The sequence below is a fragment of the uncultured Sphingobacterium sp. genome, assembly GCF_964277905.1.
In the GTDB taxonomy this organism is placed as follows: Bacteria; Bacteroidota; Bacteroidia; order Sphingobacteriales; family Sphingobacteriaceae; genus Sphingobacterium; species Sphingobacterium siyangense.
In genome coordinates this window covers 312092-326875 of sequence record NZ_CAXYKD010000007.1, presented here as the reverse complement: position 1 = coordinate 326875, position 14784 = coordinate 312092, and the positions used below count along the sequence as shown (strand labels likewise).

Here is a 14784-nt window from a genome sequence, read left to right as displayed (position 1 = left end):
TCTAAGAACAAGGGCAAATTGCAGAAAGTTTTAGGGCCATTTATTCCCGGACAATAAAAAACGGGATAAATACGGGCCACGATTTAAATACCTGAATCTCGGATTCTGCAAACGATCATCAGGTACCTGCTGTTTTTCGAATAAACAAAATGATAACAAATAACAATATTATGGAAAACAACATCAACAATCCGGAGATCATCAATGACATTATCAAAATCAACAACGACCGCATTGAGGGTTATAAAAAAGCAATTGATCTAGCAACAAGTCATGGTTTAGATAAACTTATACCAACATTTCAAAAATTTATCGGACAGTCAGAAGAGTTTATCGCCGAGTTGACACCTTATGTTGAGCTTGAAGGCAAAGAGGCAACAGACAGCACTATGCTGAGCGGCAAACTTTTCCGCGCCTGGATGGGGATAAAAGTAACTATTACGGGAGATGACGAAAGAAGTCTGCTCGAAACCTGTGAGCAAGGCGAAGATGCCTTCAAATCAACTTATCAAACAGCTTTGGCTGAAGGATCGGAAGAACTTTCGCAAAATGTTCATAGCTTGATCAATACACAGCTCAGCAAGCAGCTTGAAGCGCATAATATCATTAAAATGTTGCGCGACAGCAAAACCCTCTAAGATTGAAATAGTAATTTTTCTTTTTCACAAAAAATACCGAAGTGTAATCCCTTCGGTATTTTTTTATGTTTCGACTTCATCATTGACTCACCCTAGCCAAGAATGCAGTGCCGCTTTTGCTGATTGCTTCCATTTCTCCCGAACAGAGATTGTTGTCGTAACAATTAGTATGATCAAAAATATCATTTCACTTAAATACATCATCCTATGATCGCCATACTTGCATACGGTAACCATAAGCGGAAAAAGGAAATCCGAAAAATTATAGGGTATAGCAGATTTGACACCACCGAAAGTTACATATAAGAGTATAAAGACATAAAAAATAATTGCCGTACACTGTATGAAAAATCGGTTCACTAGCTGAAAAAATATTAATAGCAGCTGAACCATTAGGATACCCCTCGGAAAGTACGTATCGTTAAAATAGGCCCACATCGTAAACAATACACATACAATGAGCCACATCAAGATCAAATTATTAAGAAATTTTGACATCGTACAATGCTCAATTCGGTAAACGGTTAAGAAAGTAATATTTTACATGATTTTAAGACTTTAATACATGGCTTTTTTGATTAATAATGCGTCTTTTGAGATACAATTTCAAATCAATTATAAAGATAGGTACACGCTGCCATTATTTCATTAAAATATTTTCAGCATTTATGAGACCGGTTTATACGAAAGCACTTTCTAATTTAGGGAACAGGATTTTTGAAATTCGACGAGAAAATTGCGACAAATACCTCTCCGAATATCATTTTCACAGTGAATGCCAGCTTACCTACATCATCAAGGGTAATGGCCAACGCTGCATTGGCGATCAGCTGGAAGACTTTGAAAGCGACGAACTGGCATTTATCGGCCCCGGCTTGCCACATGTTTGGTACAATACGCATGGGTATACCAGCCACGAACCTAGCGTACAGTCTATCACCTTACATTTCGACCCAGAAGCCCTACTATCTTTTTGCCCCTTATTAGCTGAAACGGCCCCGCTGCATGACTTCCTGGAAAGATCGCGACAGGGGATGTTATTTTATGGACAAACAAAAGATAAGCTCAAAAAAATACTACGAAAAATGGTCGGCACCTCCGATATGCAAAAAACAGCCTATCTATTTGAGTGCTTAGCTACCCTTCTTCACACAGAAGAATATGCTGTACTATCCGATAAGTCCTATAGCAATGGATCACCGCGAAAGGATGGGGAAATTATTTTTAGCATATACAATTATGTTTTTGAAAATTTCAACAATGAAATTTCCTTAGAGGAAGCAGCTAAATTGGCGAACTTGACCAAGCCATCCTTTTGTCGCTTTTTTAAAGCACATACACGAAAAACATTCTCAAAATTCGTCAATGAAGTGAGGATCAATGAAGCTTGCAGGCTGTTGGTTCAGGATGAAAACCAGATAACAAATATTGCCTATGCATGTGGATTCAACTCCCTTCCCAACTTCAACAAGTTCTTTAAATCGATTAAAGGGATTACGCCTTCAGATTATAAAAGTAAGCTTTTGATGAATAAAGATTAGCGAGCAGTGACAAAGCGAATCAAAGAAGAGCTGTATTAATCAGCTCTTTTTTTAGTCCTCAGGTGCCAATGGGATAGTCGGCGTTCCCGCGAGCTCACGCATCCAGTTATTGAAATCTACATCCGATGGTATGTCGAACTTTTTGCGCAGTCTATTTTTGCGGACCTGTACTGCCCTAATCGTCACAAAGGTGTATTCCGAAATATTTTTTGTCGAGAAGTTGAGAAAGGCCATGGCACAAAACTCTAATTCTGTACTTCGAAGATTAGCGTCAAATGATTTGAGCGCCTGGATAAACTGTGGATACAATTCAGTAAATAAGATCAAAAATTCAGGATTGTTGCTTTTTGCAAGGTCTATCAATGTATTGAATTTATTTTCCCCGATCTGTTCGGTCAGTTCCTTATTGATTGTTTCGGTTTCCTGCAATGCCTCTTCTTTCTGTACCAATATCTTCCGGTTGTGCTTCGACCGCCAAACAAAAAAAGAAACCGCAACAAGCAGCAACAATAGGGCGTTAAGTGCAATTGTTCCTGCCCTTGACACCTTGGTATTCGATTCCTCATCTTTGAGTTTCAAAATCTGATTGAGTACCTGATCGACAACCTGTCTATTTTCGCTTTCCAGCGAATCATTGAGCCGGCTGAAGGCCATTTCATATTGATTGGCTTTAGCTTTGTTTAAGTTGGTTATACGATAAAAATCAGCCAGCTCACGGTAAGAATTTTGCATACCTATTCTACTACCAGCTGCCTGCTTTCTTGCCAAGCCCTCCTCATAGAAAGCAGCAGCCTTTTTAAAATTACCTCTCGTTTTCTCCAACAGTCCTAACGTACTGTATGTGTTCATAACCACAGGAATTTTATATTTTTTGGTAAGCTCCAGCGATTTCTCAAGGTATAACTGTGCTTTTGCTAACTCGCCCTTTTGAACATATAGCCTCCCCAGATTTTCATATACAATTTGATAACGCATGGCCGCATCCTTTTCAGCAAATACCTTCAAGTTATCCAATTGTAGCTCCGTATATTTTTGCATCGAATCCAGCTGCCCTAGACGCTGAAAAACGACACTTAAATTTTCATAATTAAACTGGAGAGCTTTTACTTTCTTTTCACCGGTCAGCTTTTTGATAAGCTCTTGCTGCAAGTGAAACTCCCGAAGCGCCTGTTGATTGAGCAGAAGCCCACCATAAGCCCGGCCGCGTAATCGATGGACTTCGGATTGCATAAAAATTTCATTCTTATAATAGTCCGTAGTCTCAATACGATCCAGCTGTTTCAGTCCTTCCTTAAATAAGCCTGCAGTCACAAGTCCTTCCGCTACATAAGAGCCCGATTTTGCTTTTCCTTCGTCATAGTCAGCGGCATTGGCGATATTAAGTGCTTTTATTGCCGTTTCGATATAGGTTACCAAATTCCCTTTCTGTGCAAATTCCATCGATTTTGCTAAAAGTGAATCAACTTCGCGCTTCTGGCGATCTTCGGCGATTGACTTAAGTGTAAATAAACATAAAATAAAAAGTAAAAATTGCTTCTTCATGGTGGTACTAGGTCATTATTTAGGCATCTCTCGATTATCTCCCTTGCTAGGTTTTTTATGTCTGCCTATAGCGCGTGCAAAGCTAGCTATTTTGAGAAATTAAACCACTATTAAATCGACACAAAATCAATTTAATTCCCAATACTCTTCCGCTCATATTCTTAAAACAAAGACAGTTATCCTTCTGACCAAGGCACTATTGCCATCACATTTTATAAATAAGCTGTAATAAATGACAAACTCATTGGTTGGAGAAATGCAATAAACAATCGTATTGAATTACAATAATTTATTAAAAACGAAGATAAACAATTGTCAAACAACTGGTGAAAACCCAGCTATCACATAAGTATCACACATTTAATAAAAATACCGACCACCCGATTGTTTTTTTGGATATACCCGAGTTAGTATACATCGGGAGCAAAGTACAAAAGCAATTTATTTTAGATCGTTTGAACAGAACGCTCTTGTCTAGCATGGGGAGTGCGGTGAACCTGATCGCGCATCCAGTTGTTAAAATCTATATCAGAGGCAATGTTAAGCTTTTTGCGCAATCTATTTTTGCGTATCTGGACAGCCCGCACCGTTACAAAGGTATATTGAGCAATGTTTTTGGTCGAAAAATTCAGAAAGGTCATAGCACAGAATTCCAGTTCGCTGCTGCGGATTTTTGGGTTTATTGTCTTTAATGAGGCGATAAACTCGGGATAGATTTCATTAAACAAAGCCAAAAACTCGGCATCATTGTTCTTCGCTAAAGCAATTAGATCAGTAAAGTTATTCCTTTCCATTGTATATCATATTTCAGTAAGTTTTGTTCTTATATTCCGTCCCTGAACCAAATTAACTCCCTCCAAAACTGACAACTATTGTCGATCAGCTGAGGGAAGAGCAAATAAACTCGACGGGGCTCCATCTTCCCCATCGAGTAAATCCAAATATATTATCACAGACCTTCACGCAAATTGGTCCGGGCGATAATTCATTATTTTCATCATCAGGAAACATTTATCCAGCGTATTTTCAGCTATGCATTTATCTGCCAATCTCTTTTCCGAAATACCCTTCCTGATTATGGCGACAAATATTTGGATTAAAAGAAAGAAACAAAAAAAACAGCCTTTCACATTGCTATCACACTTAACAATAATCTGAAAAACAATAAGTTAAAAAAACAATATCTAAATAAATGGTCAATTTATCGCGCAATTCAGTATGCGCCCAACTACTGGATTTTCCGCGGTTGTAAGCCGAACGTTGGTTTCGAGCATTGTTGTGTACAGCTCCCCTCCAAAAAAAACTCGGCTGAGATCTTTTAAATCCCGGCCGAGTATATTTACTTCAAGTTAGCTTCTGTCATCTGAGACAGCACGACATTACCAATTAATGGTTCGATTATCGTCACCCGCATTGTCCCATGACTCTTGCGGATCGGTACTATGGATCGTATCAGGAGCTGAACCTGCTGCGATACCTTGCTCCAACTCTACTGTCGTTGTTTCAACACGTGGACTTATATAAACCTTCTTTTCTGTATTTTTCATGATTTGATCTTTTTTTATTGGTACTCCAATGAATATATTATACTGTCAGATTACGGGCAGGCAATCTTTTTTCTACCGCTACCGGCGCCAATCATTGTTGTTTTACCTTGTACTATCTGAGTAATTTTCACCGTATTTGAAGTCGAACTCCAAGGCACAATATTAAATGTACCAGCTGTTAAAACCAATGGATACAATTCGCCACCATTACTTTTACTGCCATACATACTTACCTGACCATCACGAGCAATGACAACACGAATAATTGGATGAGTTGCTGTACCAACCATATTATAAATCTGAGGAATATTAGCCCCACCTTCGGCGTCCGCTCCATTATAAATACTTCCATCAGCAAATTGAACATTCCGCGGTGCGATGGCGATGCCTGCTTCAAATTGAATCTCCTGGGTCGCCAGTTTTATTCCATTGACCTCCATATTAAAGGAATTGTCCATCTGCTGAATATCAAATACAAAACCATAATCAGCACCTGGAGCTGTCAACGTTTGCTCAACGGTATTTCCACTTGGGACTACTACACCATTTACAAAGGCACCATTTCCCGACGCCTGATAGTTCCAGTTCAGATTAGCACCACCTGTTACTACCTGCGTACATGTCTTAAAGTTCAGGTTCAGGTTGTAACGTTGCCCCGGAACAATATTTAAACCGGCTACCGATACGTTATTCTTCGTTTCACCATCGATAGTGATGGATCCAAAATTAAAGACACCATTTGTTGCACTTGGATGAATCAATACTGTTGGTGTACTCGATACTGTACGCAAGCCTGATGTTCCCAGTGAAGGAAATACAACATTGGCTGTAGCTGTTGATCCATTGTAGGTAATGGTACCATCTGCCAACTTTAAATTGGCACTTGGATGCGTTGGGTCAATAGTTGTCGCAGCCAGGTTTGTAATGGCACCCGTCATTTCTGTCGCCATGCTCAAATTGGTCGTTACTTCGCTGTATTGATGTTTTAAGACAACATCAAGATTATTATCGCCAGCTTGAACCGTGAGATCCTTCTTAAAGTACATCAGGTCAGCACTGATATTATCCAGACTGGCTGTTGTCAAATCTGTTTGTGCCGTTACCGCAGGCACCGTAGAGGTACTGTTCACCGAATAGGCTACGAACGTGTAGGCTTGTCCAGCATCAAGCGTGATGTCGCTCGTGTTGTCTACGGTGTTTGTATAGGTCTTTTCAGTCACATAATCACCGCTGCTATTGTAAACAACGATTTTGTATTTGACGTTATCGCCAAGTGGAGTACGCTCTTCAGTTACCGCAGCGCGATTTCCGGACGAGGCCCGCAATAGGTTGCCACTTGTTGCGGACGACTCGTTCGTCAACGTTGCTTCAAAAGAACTTGTCTTTGTAAGCGGTACTACAATGGTCTGATTGGATGCTGTCGAGCTACTTCCGTTGCTCGCTTTCTTTGTTGTGACGACAGGATTTTCTACCCCGAGTAAATGAATGCTTACATTCGCTTTGCCACTCTGGGCTACACTGTCTTTACTTTCCTTACATGCGTATAAAGAACCGCAGATAAGTGCCGAAAAGGCTAACGTTTTCCAACCGCTTGTTGTTCGAAATTGTGAAATCATTTTGGAAATGGTTAATTAAATATTAATGTATTTTTTATGATTTTAGAATGAAATACTTCGATTCAATTACATGTCAACAACGCCAGGTTGTTCCATGCTTCAAAACGTTCCCACAAAGATTAACATTCGAGCAAAAAAATAAAGAAAAAGCAGCTATCACATCGCTATCACACTTTATTTTTAAAAACATAAAAACCTAATTATCAACAATATAAACAAAAACAAGACAGGTTAACTTTAGGTTATATTGAATACAAAAGAAAGGCTAGATTATTAATGAAGAGGGTAAATATTATCCATTTATTACCGAAACCACAGCATTGTTTTTCTGATACCATAAGATAAATGGGGTATAAAAACTAAAAGGCCAATCCTTTTGGACTGGCCTTTTCAAGCTGTTATTAAACTTACCGTCTTTTGAAGTTTTTCGTTCAGGTTGGTTCGGTTTACCTATTGGTCGCTACCTGCTGCTTGCTTTCAGTATAAAATCGATAATCGGACTAGGGTCTACCAGACAATGCGGATGATGGCCGACCTCGGGTTTATGGATGATCTCAATACGACCACCTGCGCGACGAATCTCCTCCGCAAATGGTAAGGTATTTTCGGCGATAGGCACCACATCGTCCTTATCGCCGACAACATGCAGCAATGGTATTTTGAACCCCGCAATGATTTTGGCTTTATCAATGGGTGCATCCGCAAATGCCCAAGCCTGTGTTTCGGTCAATCCATAGTCTTTCTTAAAAATCTCCCAATCCGATTTACTTCCTTTTCCTGTAGTTTTGCCGCCGGGCCAACTTTTAAAATCCAATACGGGAGCATCGCCATAGATCGCATTTACCCGATCAGGATAACGTAGGCACCAATTGTAGATATAGACACCACCCCTGCTCATTCCCTCCATAGCCGATTTTTTACTGAGCCCACCTTCCTGTAACTTGCGGTAAAACCCATCCCAGATTGTTAGCGCTTCCTCATTGCCAAAAAGCTCGGCGACATCACAGTATACCACATGGTAGCCGTGCTCGAGCAGACCAATGTCTACCTGCGGTTCGTGCCCCCAAAAGCGGGCGCGCCATACCCAGGGATGTCCTAGCGCTGTCACTTTTGGACGGATAACCTTGGCCTCGCGTCCCTGAAACAAAAAACTATAGCCCTCGAATCCGTGGAAATCCAAGTTTGAGGCACCCAATTTCATATTTTAGGCCAGATTAAAATTGTCCACTCCATTTTTCCCTGAGGTGATCCCGTCGGAACTCGATTTGCGCTGCCCGATACTTGGTCCGGCGATAGTCAATAATAAGACAAATAAGCCGTACTGCAGGGTACGGCTTAGGTAAGAAATTTTATATTTCACTGCTTTTTTCATGCTTGTTTTAGGTTCCTAAAAAGTTCAATACCATTGATTTCCTAAATTTAATCAAAATTGAGCATTATCGATCTGCTCACCTAATTATTATTGATCCAATATGCGCTGATATTTCCTAAATTTAAGCTATACGTTACACCACAATCAAACACAACATGAAAACATTCGTAACACTTATTTTGGTCCTCTGTTCCTTTGCAGGTTATAGCCAGGCATCCAAAGACCTTATTGGCAAATGGCAGCTGGTCAAGATTACAAAAAACGGAGCTGAAAAATCCATTAAGGAGCAGTTCAAATCCGATCAGGTCTATCAGGTTTTTAAAGAAGGCGGAAAATTTGAAGGTATTGTTGCCGAAGAAAGCATTAACGGAAAATGGAAGCTTTCAAAGGATGATAAGGTATTGACTGTGACAGTCAAACTAATCCCTGTCAAATTTAATTTAGCGTACATTGATGGCACCAAACGTATCATTTATCATAAACAATTGGGCACCCTCGAATACAAAAAAGTGCAAGAATAACAGCCTAAAATAATTCCTATTGGAAGCAATAAATTTTAAAGCCCGGCATGGATCTCCATCACCGGGCTTTTGTCTGCTCTATCCTAAAACGATATTTTGCTATCAGAAAGATATTATAACCCCAAAACTTTCAAATACTATAGCTAAGAAACAGTCGGGCAAAATTTATAGTGGATCCCTATTCAATGGCCATGGCAGTTTCAATCTCGTTGGAACGGCGCCAATGTGCATCCTGAAATTTATGCTCCAACAATTCTCTGTCGCTAAGCTCCCAATTGTCCAATCGCTCTTCCAGATCAAAATAATAGATTACTCCGCCGTCATCTTTCACCAGCGCCATCTGCACCAGTGGATTCAGCAATTGCTTACTTTTGAGCAGCCCCCACTTTACATCAGGTGATGCCTTTGATTTGAGGTAATCGCCCATTACCGCAATATAATTCAGTTTATATTTTTCAAAATTCTTCTTGTCTGCTACAAAGGCATAAATCTTATCGATTTCAGCTGCAGCAACTACCTCGGATTCAATTCCAGCCGCTTGCAGGAGCTCTTTTTTCAGTACAGGGATAAAGGTATTTAAATGATCCATTTTTTCTCTGTTATTGAAATAGAAACGGTTCAGTGTGCCTTCCATGGGAAATATTTCCTTCTGGATCCAGCTTTCCATCAATACGCTGTCTTTGGTTAAGATCGCTTTGCTGAATGGGTTGAGCGGCATGATAATAAAGGTTTCCTTATATTTATAGACCTGTGCATTGTTAAATGCTATCGATTTCAGGAACGATCCTCCCTCTTTTGAGGACATATCATTAGCCGCGGCCCAATCGACCATCTTATAACTTGGCAATTGTGCCAATGATTTCATGGTCAGTAAAGAGAAGATACAGAAAAGAAGTCCAAATGCTTTCATAAAAAACAATACGATTTAAAATAGAGTAGATTTAAATTCAATTGAACAATTTTAAAAATTTTTTATCAAATTTCTCTTTTGTCTCCTATGTTTATGACTCCCTATTTATTCAGCGCCTTTTCTATCCAGGATTTGACAGCCTCAGTCTTGTTCTCGGGGGAGACAGCACAATCGGATAAGTTTCCTGCTTTATCAAAAACCAGATAGCTCGGAATAGCATAGTCAAACTGTTTGATAATTGCTGCAAATTGTTTTTTATAGAGGTAATAATGATCGCCTTCCAGCAGATTTGTAAACTCCTGGAATTTTTTGCGATCGGAGCTTTCATCCGTCACATACACAAATACCACATCATCGCGATCGCTATACTGTTTCTTTACCTTTTCCATTTCAGGAAAAGATGCAATGCAGGGACCACACCAGGTCGCCCACAAATCGACCAGTACCACTTTTCCCCGATAGGGTTTGATCAACTCTTCAATAACCTCCTCTTTGTCGGCTGCGAAAGGAAACATCGTGACCTTTGAATTGGACTTCTGTTTTAGGAGCACATTTTGCTCATCCTGATAAAGAAGATATTCGCACAGGTCTTTAATTGTAAAACTATTCGTTATATCGTATTTATCTTGTGGACTTAACAGATAACCCTTGTTCATCTTTTGAACAAAGGCACTTGCTGTTGTCATCTCATAAAACAGGTTGCCCTGCCCTTTAAATATAGGATCAAAGCGCTGCTGCAACTGTTTTCTGAAGGCTCTAGGCCCAACCGCTGTAATATCTGGAAGATGTAATAGCGTATCTTGTAGGATTGCAGCCTGAACATTCGAATACACAGAATAATAGAGACTCATCGTATCCTGGTACCTGGGGTTAAGGATATCGCTGTAAAAGGAAATATCCCGTGCTGGCACCATTGGAAACTTGGTAGAGTCGAGTCCAGCCTTTTTATTGTGCTCATACGCAATAGCTGCATAATTTAAAAGAAAGCTTGGCACCTGAAAACCTTCAACGAGTCGGGTATAGTATTCCCTGAGGAATCCCGAAGTTGTATCTGCGATCAGTTTCTTTGTCATCTCTACCGTCTGCCCCAAAAGATATCTTTTAAAATCATTAGCTGATTTAAATGGTGTTTTTATATTTTTTTTATCGGTTGGATAAGTAAACAAGCCCATCAGCAATTTTTCCTGCTTTGCCGAATTGTCAAAAATCTCCTTAAATGGCCCCTGATAATGCAAACCGCCGTTTTCACCATTCTGAATATCAACGGTTAACGTGCCTACCTGTTTTGGTACTAGCATAAAAGCAAGGTATTGTCCATTTAGCCGCATATAGACCGCAGAAGGCCCAAAGGAATAGGCTGATGCCATTAATGTAGAATCATTTACTTGTTTAAATGGCAATGGTTTATCCTGTTGGAAGGGATTGCTCATGAACGGAATAGGCAGATCGAGATCTTTTACATTCTTATCGCCCTTAACCTTAACGACCAAAGTTACAAAACCACTTGAAAGCGAAGGGCTTTGTGCAAAAGTACAGCTCAGTGACAGGATGCACAAGAAAAAGGCACAGCTCATTTTTTTTAGCATAGCTCAGAATTTATATAGTTTACAGGGTTATTTACCCTCTAATTTAAATAATATTTTAAATTAAAAGCAATCCATCCCAGCTTTATTTGAAACAATTTTACCCCAATATCTCTCGTAAAATCTGATTTTCCAAAAGAACAATATGGATACTCTTAATTCGCTATACCGTCAAAACTTCTTTATCCATCCAAGCTAACAGCGTCGTGAAATCGGCAACGCAGGCCCGAGAGTTACTCGATCACCTCTGGCTGATCGATCTTATCCACCAGCTCACGCATCCAATTATTGAAATCCACCTCCGAAGGAATATCGAATTTCTTACGCAGCCTATTTTTACGGACCTGCACCGCTCGTATTGTCACAAAGGTATATTCCGAAATATTTTTTGTCGAAAAGTTGAGAAAGGCCATCGCGCAAAATTCCAGTTCTGTACTTCTCATATTTGCATCAAGATTTTTTAAGGCTTTTATAAAGTCAGGGTACAAATCGGAAAACAAGATCAAAAATTCGGGATTATTGCTTTTGGCGAGGTCCACCAGATTATTGAATTTATTTTCTCCAATCTGTTCGGTCAGCGCTCTATTTGTATTCTCCGTTTCCTGTAAGGCCCCTTCTTTCTCGGCTAGGACCTTTCGGTTGTGCCTAGACCGTCCTAAAAAAAACGTAATTACGATAACGAGCATCAAGACGGCCATGATTGAAAAGGCCACTGATTTTGAAACCTTTGTAGCAGACTCTACATCTTTTGATTTCAAGATCTGATTGAGCACAATATTCAATATCTGTTTATTTTCCTTTTCAAGGGAATCTTTGAGCTGTTTAAAATGAATATGATATTTACTTGCTTGGTGATCGCCCAGATTGTAGTATTCGTAATACTCCCCTAGAAATCGATATCGATCCCTCATGGCATTCCTGTCGCCAACTGCCTTCATATTTGCCAGGCTTTTAAAAAAATAAGGCAATGCTTCTTTAATATTACCTTTCTCTTGCTCTAAGTTACCCAGATAGGTATATGTATTAAAGTATATGGGAATTTTATTCTGTTCAATCAATTCCAGCGACTTTCCGAGGTAAAATTTTGCTTTTGCAAAATCTCCTTTTTTTGTATATAACGTTCCAAGGTCATCATAAACACCTAACCTGATCATCGCTGAATCCTTTCCATGAAATTTGGGCAATAGATCCAATTGAAATCGGCTATATTTTAATACCGAATCCGGCTGTCCCAGCCAATCATATGCTGTACTTAAATTCCCATATGCATGCAAATAGGATTTTGATTGGATTTCCCCCTTCAAACTGCCACTAGCCGCTATCTGGACATGAAACTCTCGAATTGCTTGTCGCAATAACCCTAACCCTAAATATACCCTCCCTTTCAAACGATGTGTTTCGGATTGTAAAAAGGTTTTTTTCTTATAATAATCTGTCGTCTGAATCTGTTGAAGATGGCTAAATGCCTCCTTAAACAATCCAATATTCAAAAGTGCATCTGCTGCCCAAAAATGAGCTTTTGCTTTCCCTTCATCGTAGCCATATTCAATGGACAAATCAAGAGCTTTCATAGCTGATTCCAGTTGGGGAGCCATTTTTGCGGCCACATGGAGCTCTTTCGTTTGGTTTAAGATGGAATCAATCTCTTTTTCTCTGCTACCACTAGCCATTGTTTTCAGTGCAAATAACAATAAAATCAAAGAGAAGATTCGTTTTTTCATGGGATAGATTGTCTATTAAGAATTTTTTTACAAGTATCATCGGAGCCCTACTAAAGGCAGCATGACAGGTTGTACAAACATAAGAATTTTGACAGAAAGGTCTTTCTGCAAGCGACAAAAAAGACTAGTCTCACGACTAGTCTTTGATTTTACGAAACAACAAATTTTAAGTATGATCTAAAATTAAATGTTATTTAGAATAATTCCAAATAAATTTTAAATAAATATGATTTCCTACTTTTTAACACATCGGATCTGTACCGCTTCCGTACTGCTCGCCGCTCTCCATCCGATACCGTAGCCAATATCTTTTGCTGCTCCGGTCATGTGCAGTGTTTTGTAGCCACCAGCTGTTGCCGTCACCAGATAAGCGCCCTCACTGCCGATCACATTACCGATATTATCGTTCGGGTAGTAGCCGCGGTAAGCAAAAAATAGATATTTATCGCGTTCAGATACAGGGAAATTTACAGGTTCATCGGTTTTTACACCAAAGAACATACCGCGCGTCGTCGCTGAAGTACCGTTGTAGTAATCAACATACCTCGCTGGATTCCAGACGGCCACAAGATTGGGGTTATCCTGTCCCTTTCCGGCCTGCTGTTTGGGATCTGTACGGTCTATCAGTGTCTGTACTTCCTCCTCTGTTGGCAGTCGCCATGTTCCAGCAGGCAATACCAAAGCACAAGGATCACCATTACCGCCATTGGTGCCATCGGCATTCTGATTGGTTCCATCCAATCGTTTTGGCAATAGACGGTCTGGAAACCAATAATCGCCCGCACTATTCACTTCACTTCCAAAACTGTACTCCCCTGTGGACGGATTGCGTTCCAGGTTACCACCTGACCAGATTTCGTTACCGATATAAAATGTCGGAAGCTTCTTAGGACCCAGATTTAATTCCAGTGTATACTGTACGCCCTGTTTCAACGATAAGCCAGTCAATTCTACATTTCCTACGGTGCCGTTGATGGTCACAGGATCCAGCCTGACTTTTCCTGCCGTGGTGGTTCCAACGGCGATCATTGTCGGGTTGCCTGTCCATACCTGCGCACTGGCCAAGCTCGGAAAAGTTAACGATTTGGTGCTGGAAGCACCAGCGAAAGTAACCACACCGCTGACCTCATCAAAGGTATAATTCGCAAAATTTGGTTCTACTGTTCCGCCGCCAATAGCCGATATTGTACGCCCGCTACCCGCATCAAATTTGACGGTCACCTGCGTGAGCTTATGTTTAAGCACAATATCCAGGACATTGGTCCCCGAGGTTATCGTCTGATTTATTTCTTGCCATAAAGGGTCTTTGTCGGCACCTGTTGCACTCGGGTTTCCATAGGAAGACACGATAAATTTATAGGCGCCGGGTTCAAGCTCAAACTTATTGCTTGCTCCGCCCGTACAGTTCACTGTTGTAAGCAGTGTCGAATTTCCCTGCTTATACACCCGTACGGTATAATCGCCATTAAAAGCGGTGATGGCACCGACGCCCGTTGCGGCCTTTGCCGAAGCGCGCAACCCTGTGGCAGACAAATTGGTGACTTCGCTCAGAGTCGCACGCACAACCAGATCATCGTTAAAAGGAACCGAAAAACTTTGTACCGAACTTGTCGCTGCCGTGTTTGACGTGGAGGCCTTTGCAACTGTGCTGCTGCCATCGTCGAGGCCAATACCATTCATTTTTAAGGTAATAGATGCTTTCTCTGCGGCCGTATTATCTTCTTTGCCTTTCTGACAAGAAGTAACCAATAGGAACCCAATAACAGAAAAACACAGGAGTGTTTTCATAGAAT

At 40.4% G+C, this 14784-nt stretch carries 13 protein-coding genes; 3 read left to right on the top strand and 10 right to left on the bottom strand.

Annotated elements, in window-relative coordinates; all coding sequences use genetic code 11:
* Positions 1-170 precede the first annotated feature (170 nt).
* Together ACHWSC_RS06000 and ACHWSC_RS05995 are read left to right on the top strand one after the other, a co-directional pair.
* Positions 171-638, top strand: coding sequence for a PA2169 family four-helix-bundle protein (locus ACHWSC_RS06000; RefSeq protein ID WP_394676165.1), 468 nt, complete (start codon positions 171-173; stop codon positions 636-638).
* 668 nt (positions 639-1306) lie between these two features.
* Entirely contained in the window at positions 1307-2179 is an 873-nt protein-coding gene (locus ACHWSC_RS05995) for a helix-turn-helix domain-containing protein (protein WP_394676164.1), read from the top strand.
* 51 nt (positions 2180-2230) lie between these two features.
* On the opposite strand, the gene ACHWSC_RS05990 is transcribed toward ACHWSC_RS05995, so the two are convergent.
* The 6 genes from ACHWSC_RS05990 to ACHWSC_RS05965 all read right to left on the bottom strand — a co-directional run bounded on the left by ACHWSC_RS05990 (position 2231) and on the right by ACHWSC_RS05965 (position 8256).
* On the bottom strand, positions 2231-3721 hold the full coding sequence (locus ACHWSC_RS05990; RefSeq protein ID WP_394676163.1) for a transcriptional regulator: 1491 nt from the start codon (positions 3719-3721) through the stop codon (positions 2231-2233).
* Positions 3722-4167: 446 nt separating this feature from the next.
* The gene (locus ACHWSC_RS05985) at positions 4168-4515 is read right to left on the bottom strand and encodes a helix-turn-helix transcriptional regulator (protein WP_394676162.1); all 348 of its coding nucleotides are present in this window, start codon (positions 4513-4515) and stop codon (positions 4168-4170) included.
* Between the two features lie 585 nt (positions 4516-5100).
* Positions 5101-5268, bottom strand: a complete 168-nt coding sequence (locus ACHWSC_RS05980; protein ID WP_394676161.1) for a hypothetical protein — start codon at positions 5266-5268, stop codon at positions 5101-5103.
* Between the two features lie 50 nt (positions 5269-5318).
* Positions 5319-6884: a hypothetical protein gene (locus ACHWSC_RS05975; protein ID WP_394676160.1), complete on the bottom strand. Its 1566-nt coding sequence runs from the start codon at positions 6882-6884 to the stop codon at positions 5319-5321.
* 460 nt (positions 6885-7344) lie between these two features.
* Complete coding sequence (locus ACHWSC_RS05970) at positions 7345-8085, bottom strand: alpha/beta hydrolase family protein (protein ID WP_394676159.1); 741 nt, start codon at positions 8083-8085, stop codon at positions 7345-7347.
* 3 nt (positions 8086-8088) lie between these two features.
* Positions 8089-8256: a hypothetical protein gene (locus ACHWSC_RS05965; protein WP_394676158.1), complete on the bottom strand. Its 168-nt coding sequence runs from the start codon at positions 8254-8256 to the stop codon at positions 8089-8091.
* A gap of 155 nt (positions 8257-8411) precedes the next feature.
* On the opposite strand from ACHWSC_RS05965, the gene ACHWSC_RS05960 reads away from it, so the two are divergent.
* The gene (locus tag ACHWSC_RS05960) at positions 8412-8777 is read left to right on the top strand and encodes a lipocalin family protein (protein ID WP_394676157.1); all 366 of its coding nucleotides are present in this window, start codon (positions 8412-8414) and stop codon (positions 8775-8777) included.
* 178 nt (positions 8778-8955) lie between these two features.
* Here ACHWSC_RS05960 and ACHWSC_RS05955 read toward each other — a convergent pair whose 3' ends face one another.
* The 4 genes from ACHWSC_RS05955 to ACHWSC_RS05940 all read right to left on the bottom strand — a co-directional run bounded on the left by ACHWSC_RS05955 (position 8956) and on the right by ACHWSC_RS05940 (position 14779).
* Positions 8956-9687: a hypothetical protein gene (locus ACHWSC_RS05955; RefSeq protein ID WP_394676156.1), complete on the bottom strand. Its 732-nt coding sequence runs from the start codon at positions 9685-9687 to the stop codon at positions 8956-8958.
* A 101-nt stretch (positions 9688-9788) separates the two neighbouring features.
* Complete coding sequence (locus tag ACHWSC_RS05950; protein WP_394676155.1) at positions 9789-11273, bottom strand: TlpA family protein disulfide reductase; 1485 nt, start codon at positions 11271-11273, stop codon at positions 9789-9791.
* A gap of 230 nt (positions 11274-11503) precedes the next feature.
* Positions 11504-12991, bottom strand: a complete 1488-nt coding sequence (locus ACHWSC_RS05945; RefSeq protein ID WP_394676154.1) for a tetratricopeptide repeat protein — start codon at positions 12989-12991, stop codon at positions 11504-11506.
* A gap of 234 nt (positions 12992-13225) precedes the next feature.
* Positions 13226-14779 (bottom strand): fimbrillin family protein, encoded by a 1554-nt coding sequence (locus tag ACHWSC_RS05940; RefSeq protein ID WP_394676153.1) that lies wholly within the window; start codon positions 14777-14779, stop codon positions 13226-13228.
* Positions 14780-14784 lie beyond the last annotated feature (5 nt).

Coding starts and splice junctions, on each gene's coding strand:
- ACHWSC_RS06000 (WP_394676165.1), top strand. CDS start 171: ATGGAAAACAACATCAACAATCCGGAGATCATCAATGACATTATCAAA.
- ACHWSC_RS05995 (WP_394676164.1), top strand. CDS start 1,307: ATGAGACCGGTTTATACGAAAGCACTTTCTAATTTAGGGAACAGGATT.
- ACHWSC_RS05990 (WP_394676163.1), bottom strand. CDS start 3,721: ATGAAGAAGCAATTTTTACTTTTTATTTTATGTTTATTTACACTTAAG.
- ACHWSC_RS05985 (WP_394676162.1), bottom strand. CDS start 4,515: ATGGAAAGGAATAACTTTACTGATCTAATTGCTTTAGCGAAGAACAAT.
- ACHWSC_RS05980 (WP_394676161.1), bottom strand. CDS start 5,268: ATGAAAAATACAGAAAAGAAGGTTTATATAAGTCCACGTGTTGAAACA.
- ACHWSC_RS05975 (WP_394676160.1), bottom strand. CDS start 6,884: ATGATTTCACAATTTCGAACAACAAGCGGTTGGAAAACGTTAGCCTTT.
- ACHWSC_RS05970 (WP_394676159.1), bottom strand. CDS start 8,085: ATGAAATTGGGTGCCTCAAACTTGGATTTCCACGGATTCGAGGGCTAT.
- ACHWSC_RS05965 (WP_394676158.1), bottom strand. CDS start 8,256: ATGAAAAAAGCAGTGAAATATAAAATTTCTTACCTAAGCCGTACCCTG.
- ACHWSC_RS05960 (WP_394676157.1), top strand. CDS start 8,412: ATGAAAACATTCGTAACACTTATTTTGGTCCTCTGTTCCTTTGCAGGT.
- ACHWSC_RS05955 (WP_394676156.1), bottom strand. CDS start 9,687: ATGAAAGCATTTGGACTTCTTTTCTGTATCTTCTCTTTACTGACCATG.
- ACHWSC_RS05950 (WP_394676155.1), bottom strand. CDS start 11,273: ATGCTAAAAAAAATGAGCTGTGCCTTTTTCTTGTGCATCCTGTCACTG.
- ACHWSC_RS05945 (WP_394676154.1), bottom strand. CDS start 12,991: ATGAAAAAACGAATCTTCTCTTTGATTTTATTGTTATTTGCACTGAAA.
- ACHWSC_RS05940 (WP_394676153.1), bottom strand. CDS start 14,779: ATGAAAACACTCCTGTGTTTTTCTGTTATTGGGTTCCTATTGGTTACT.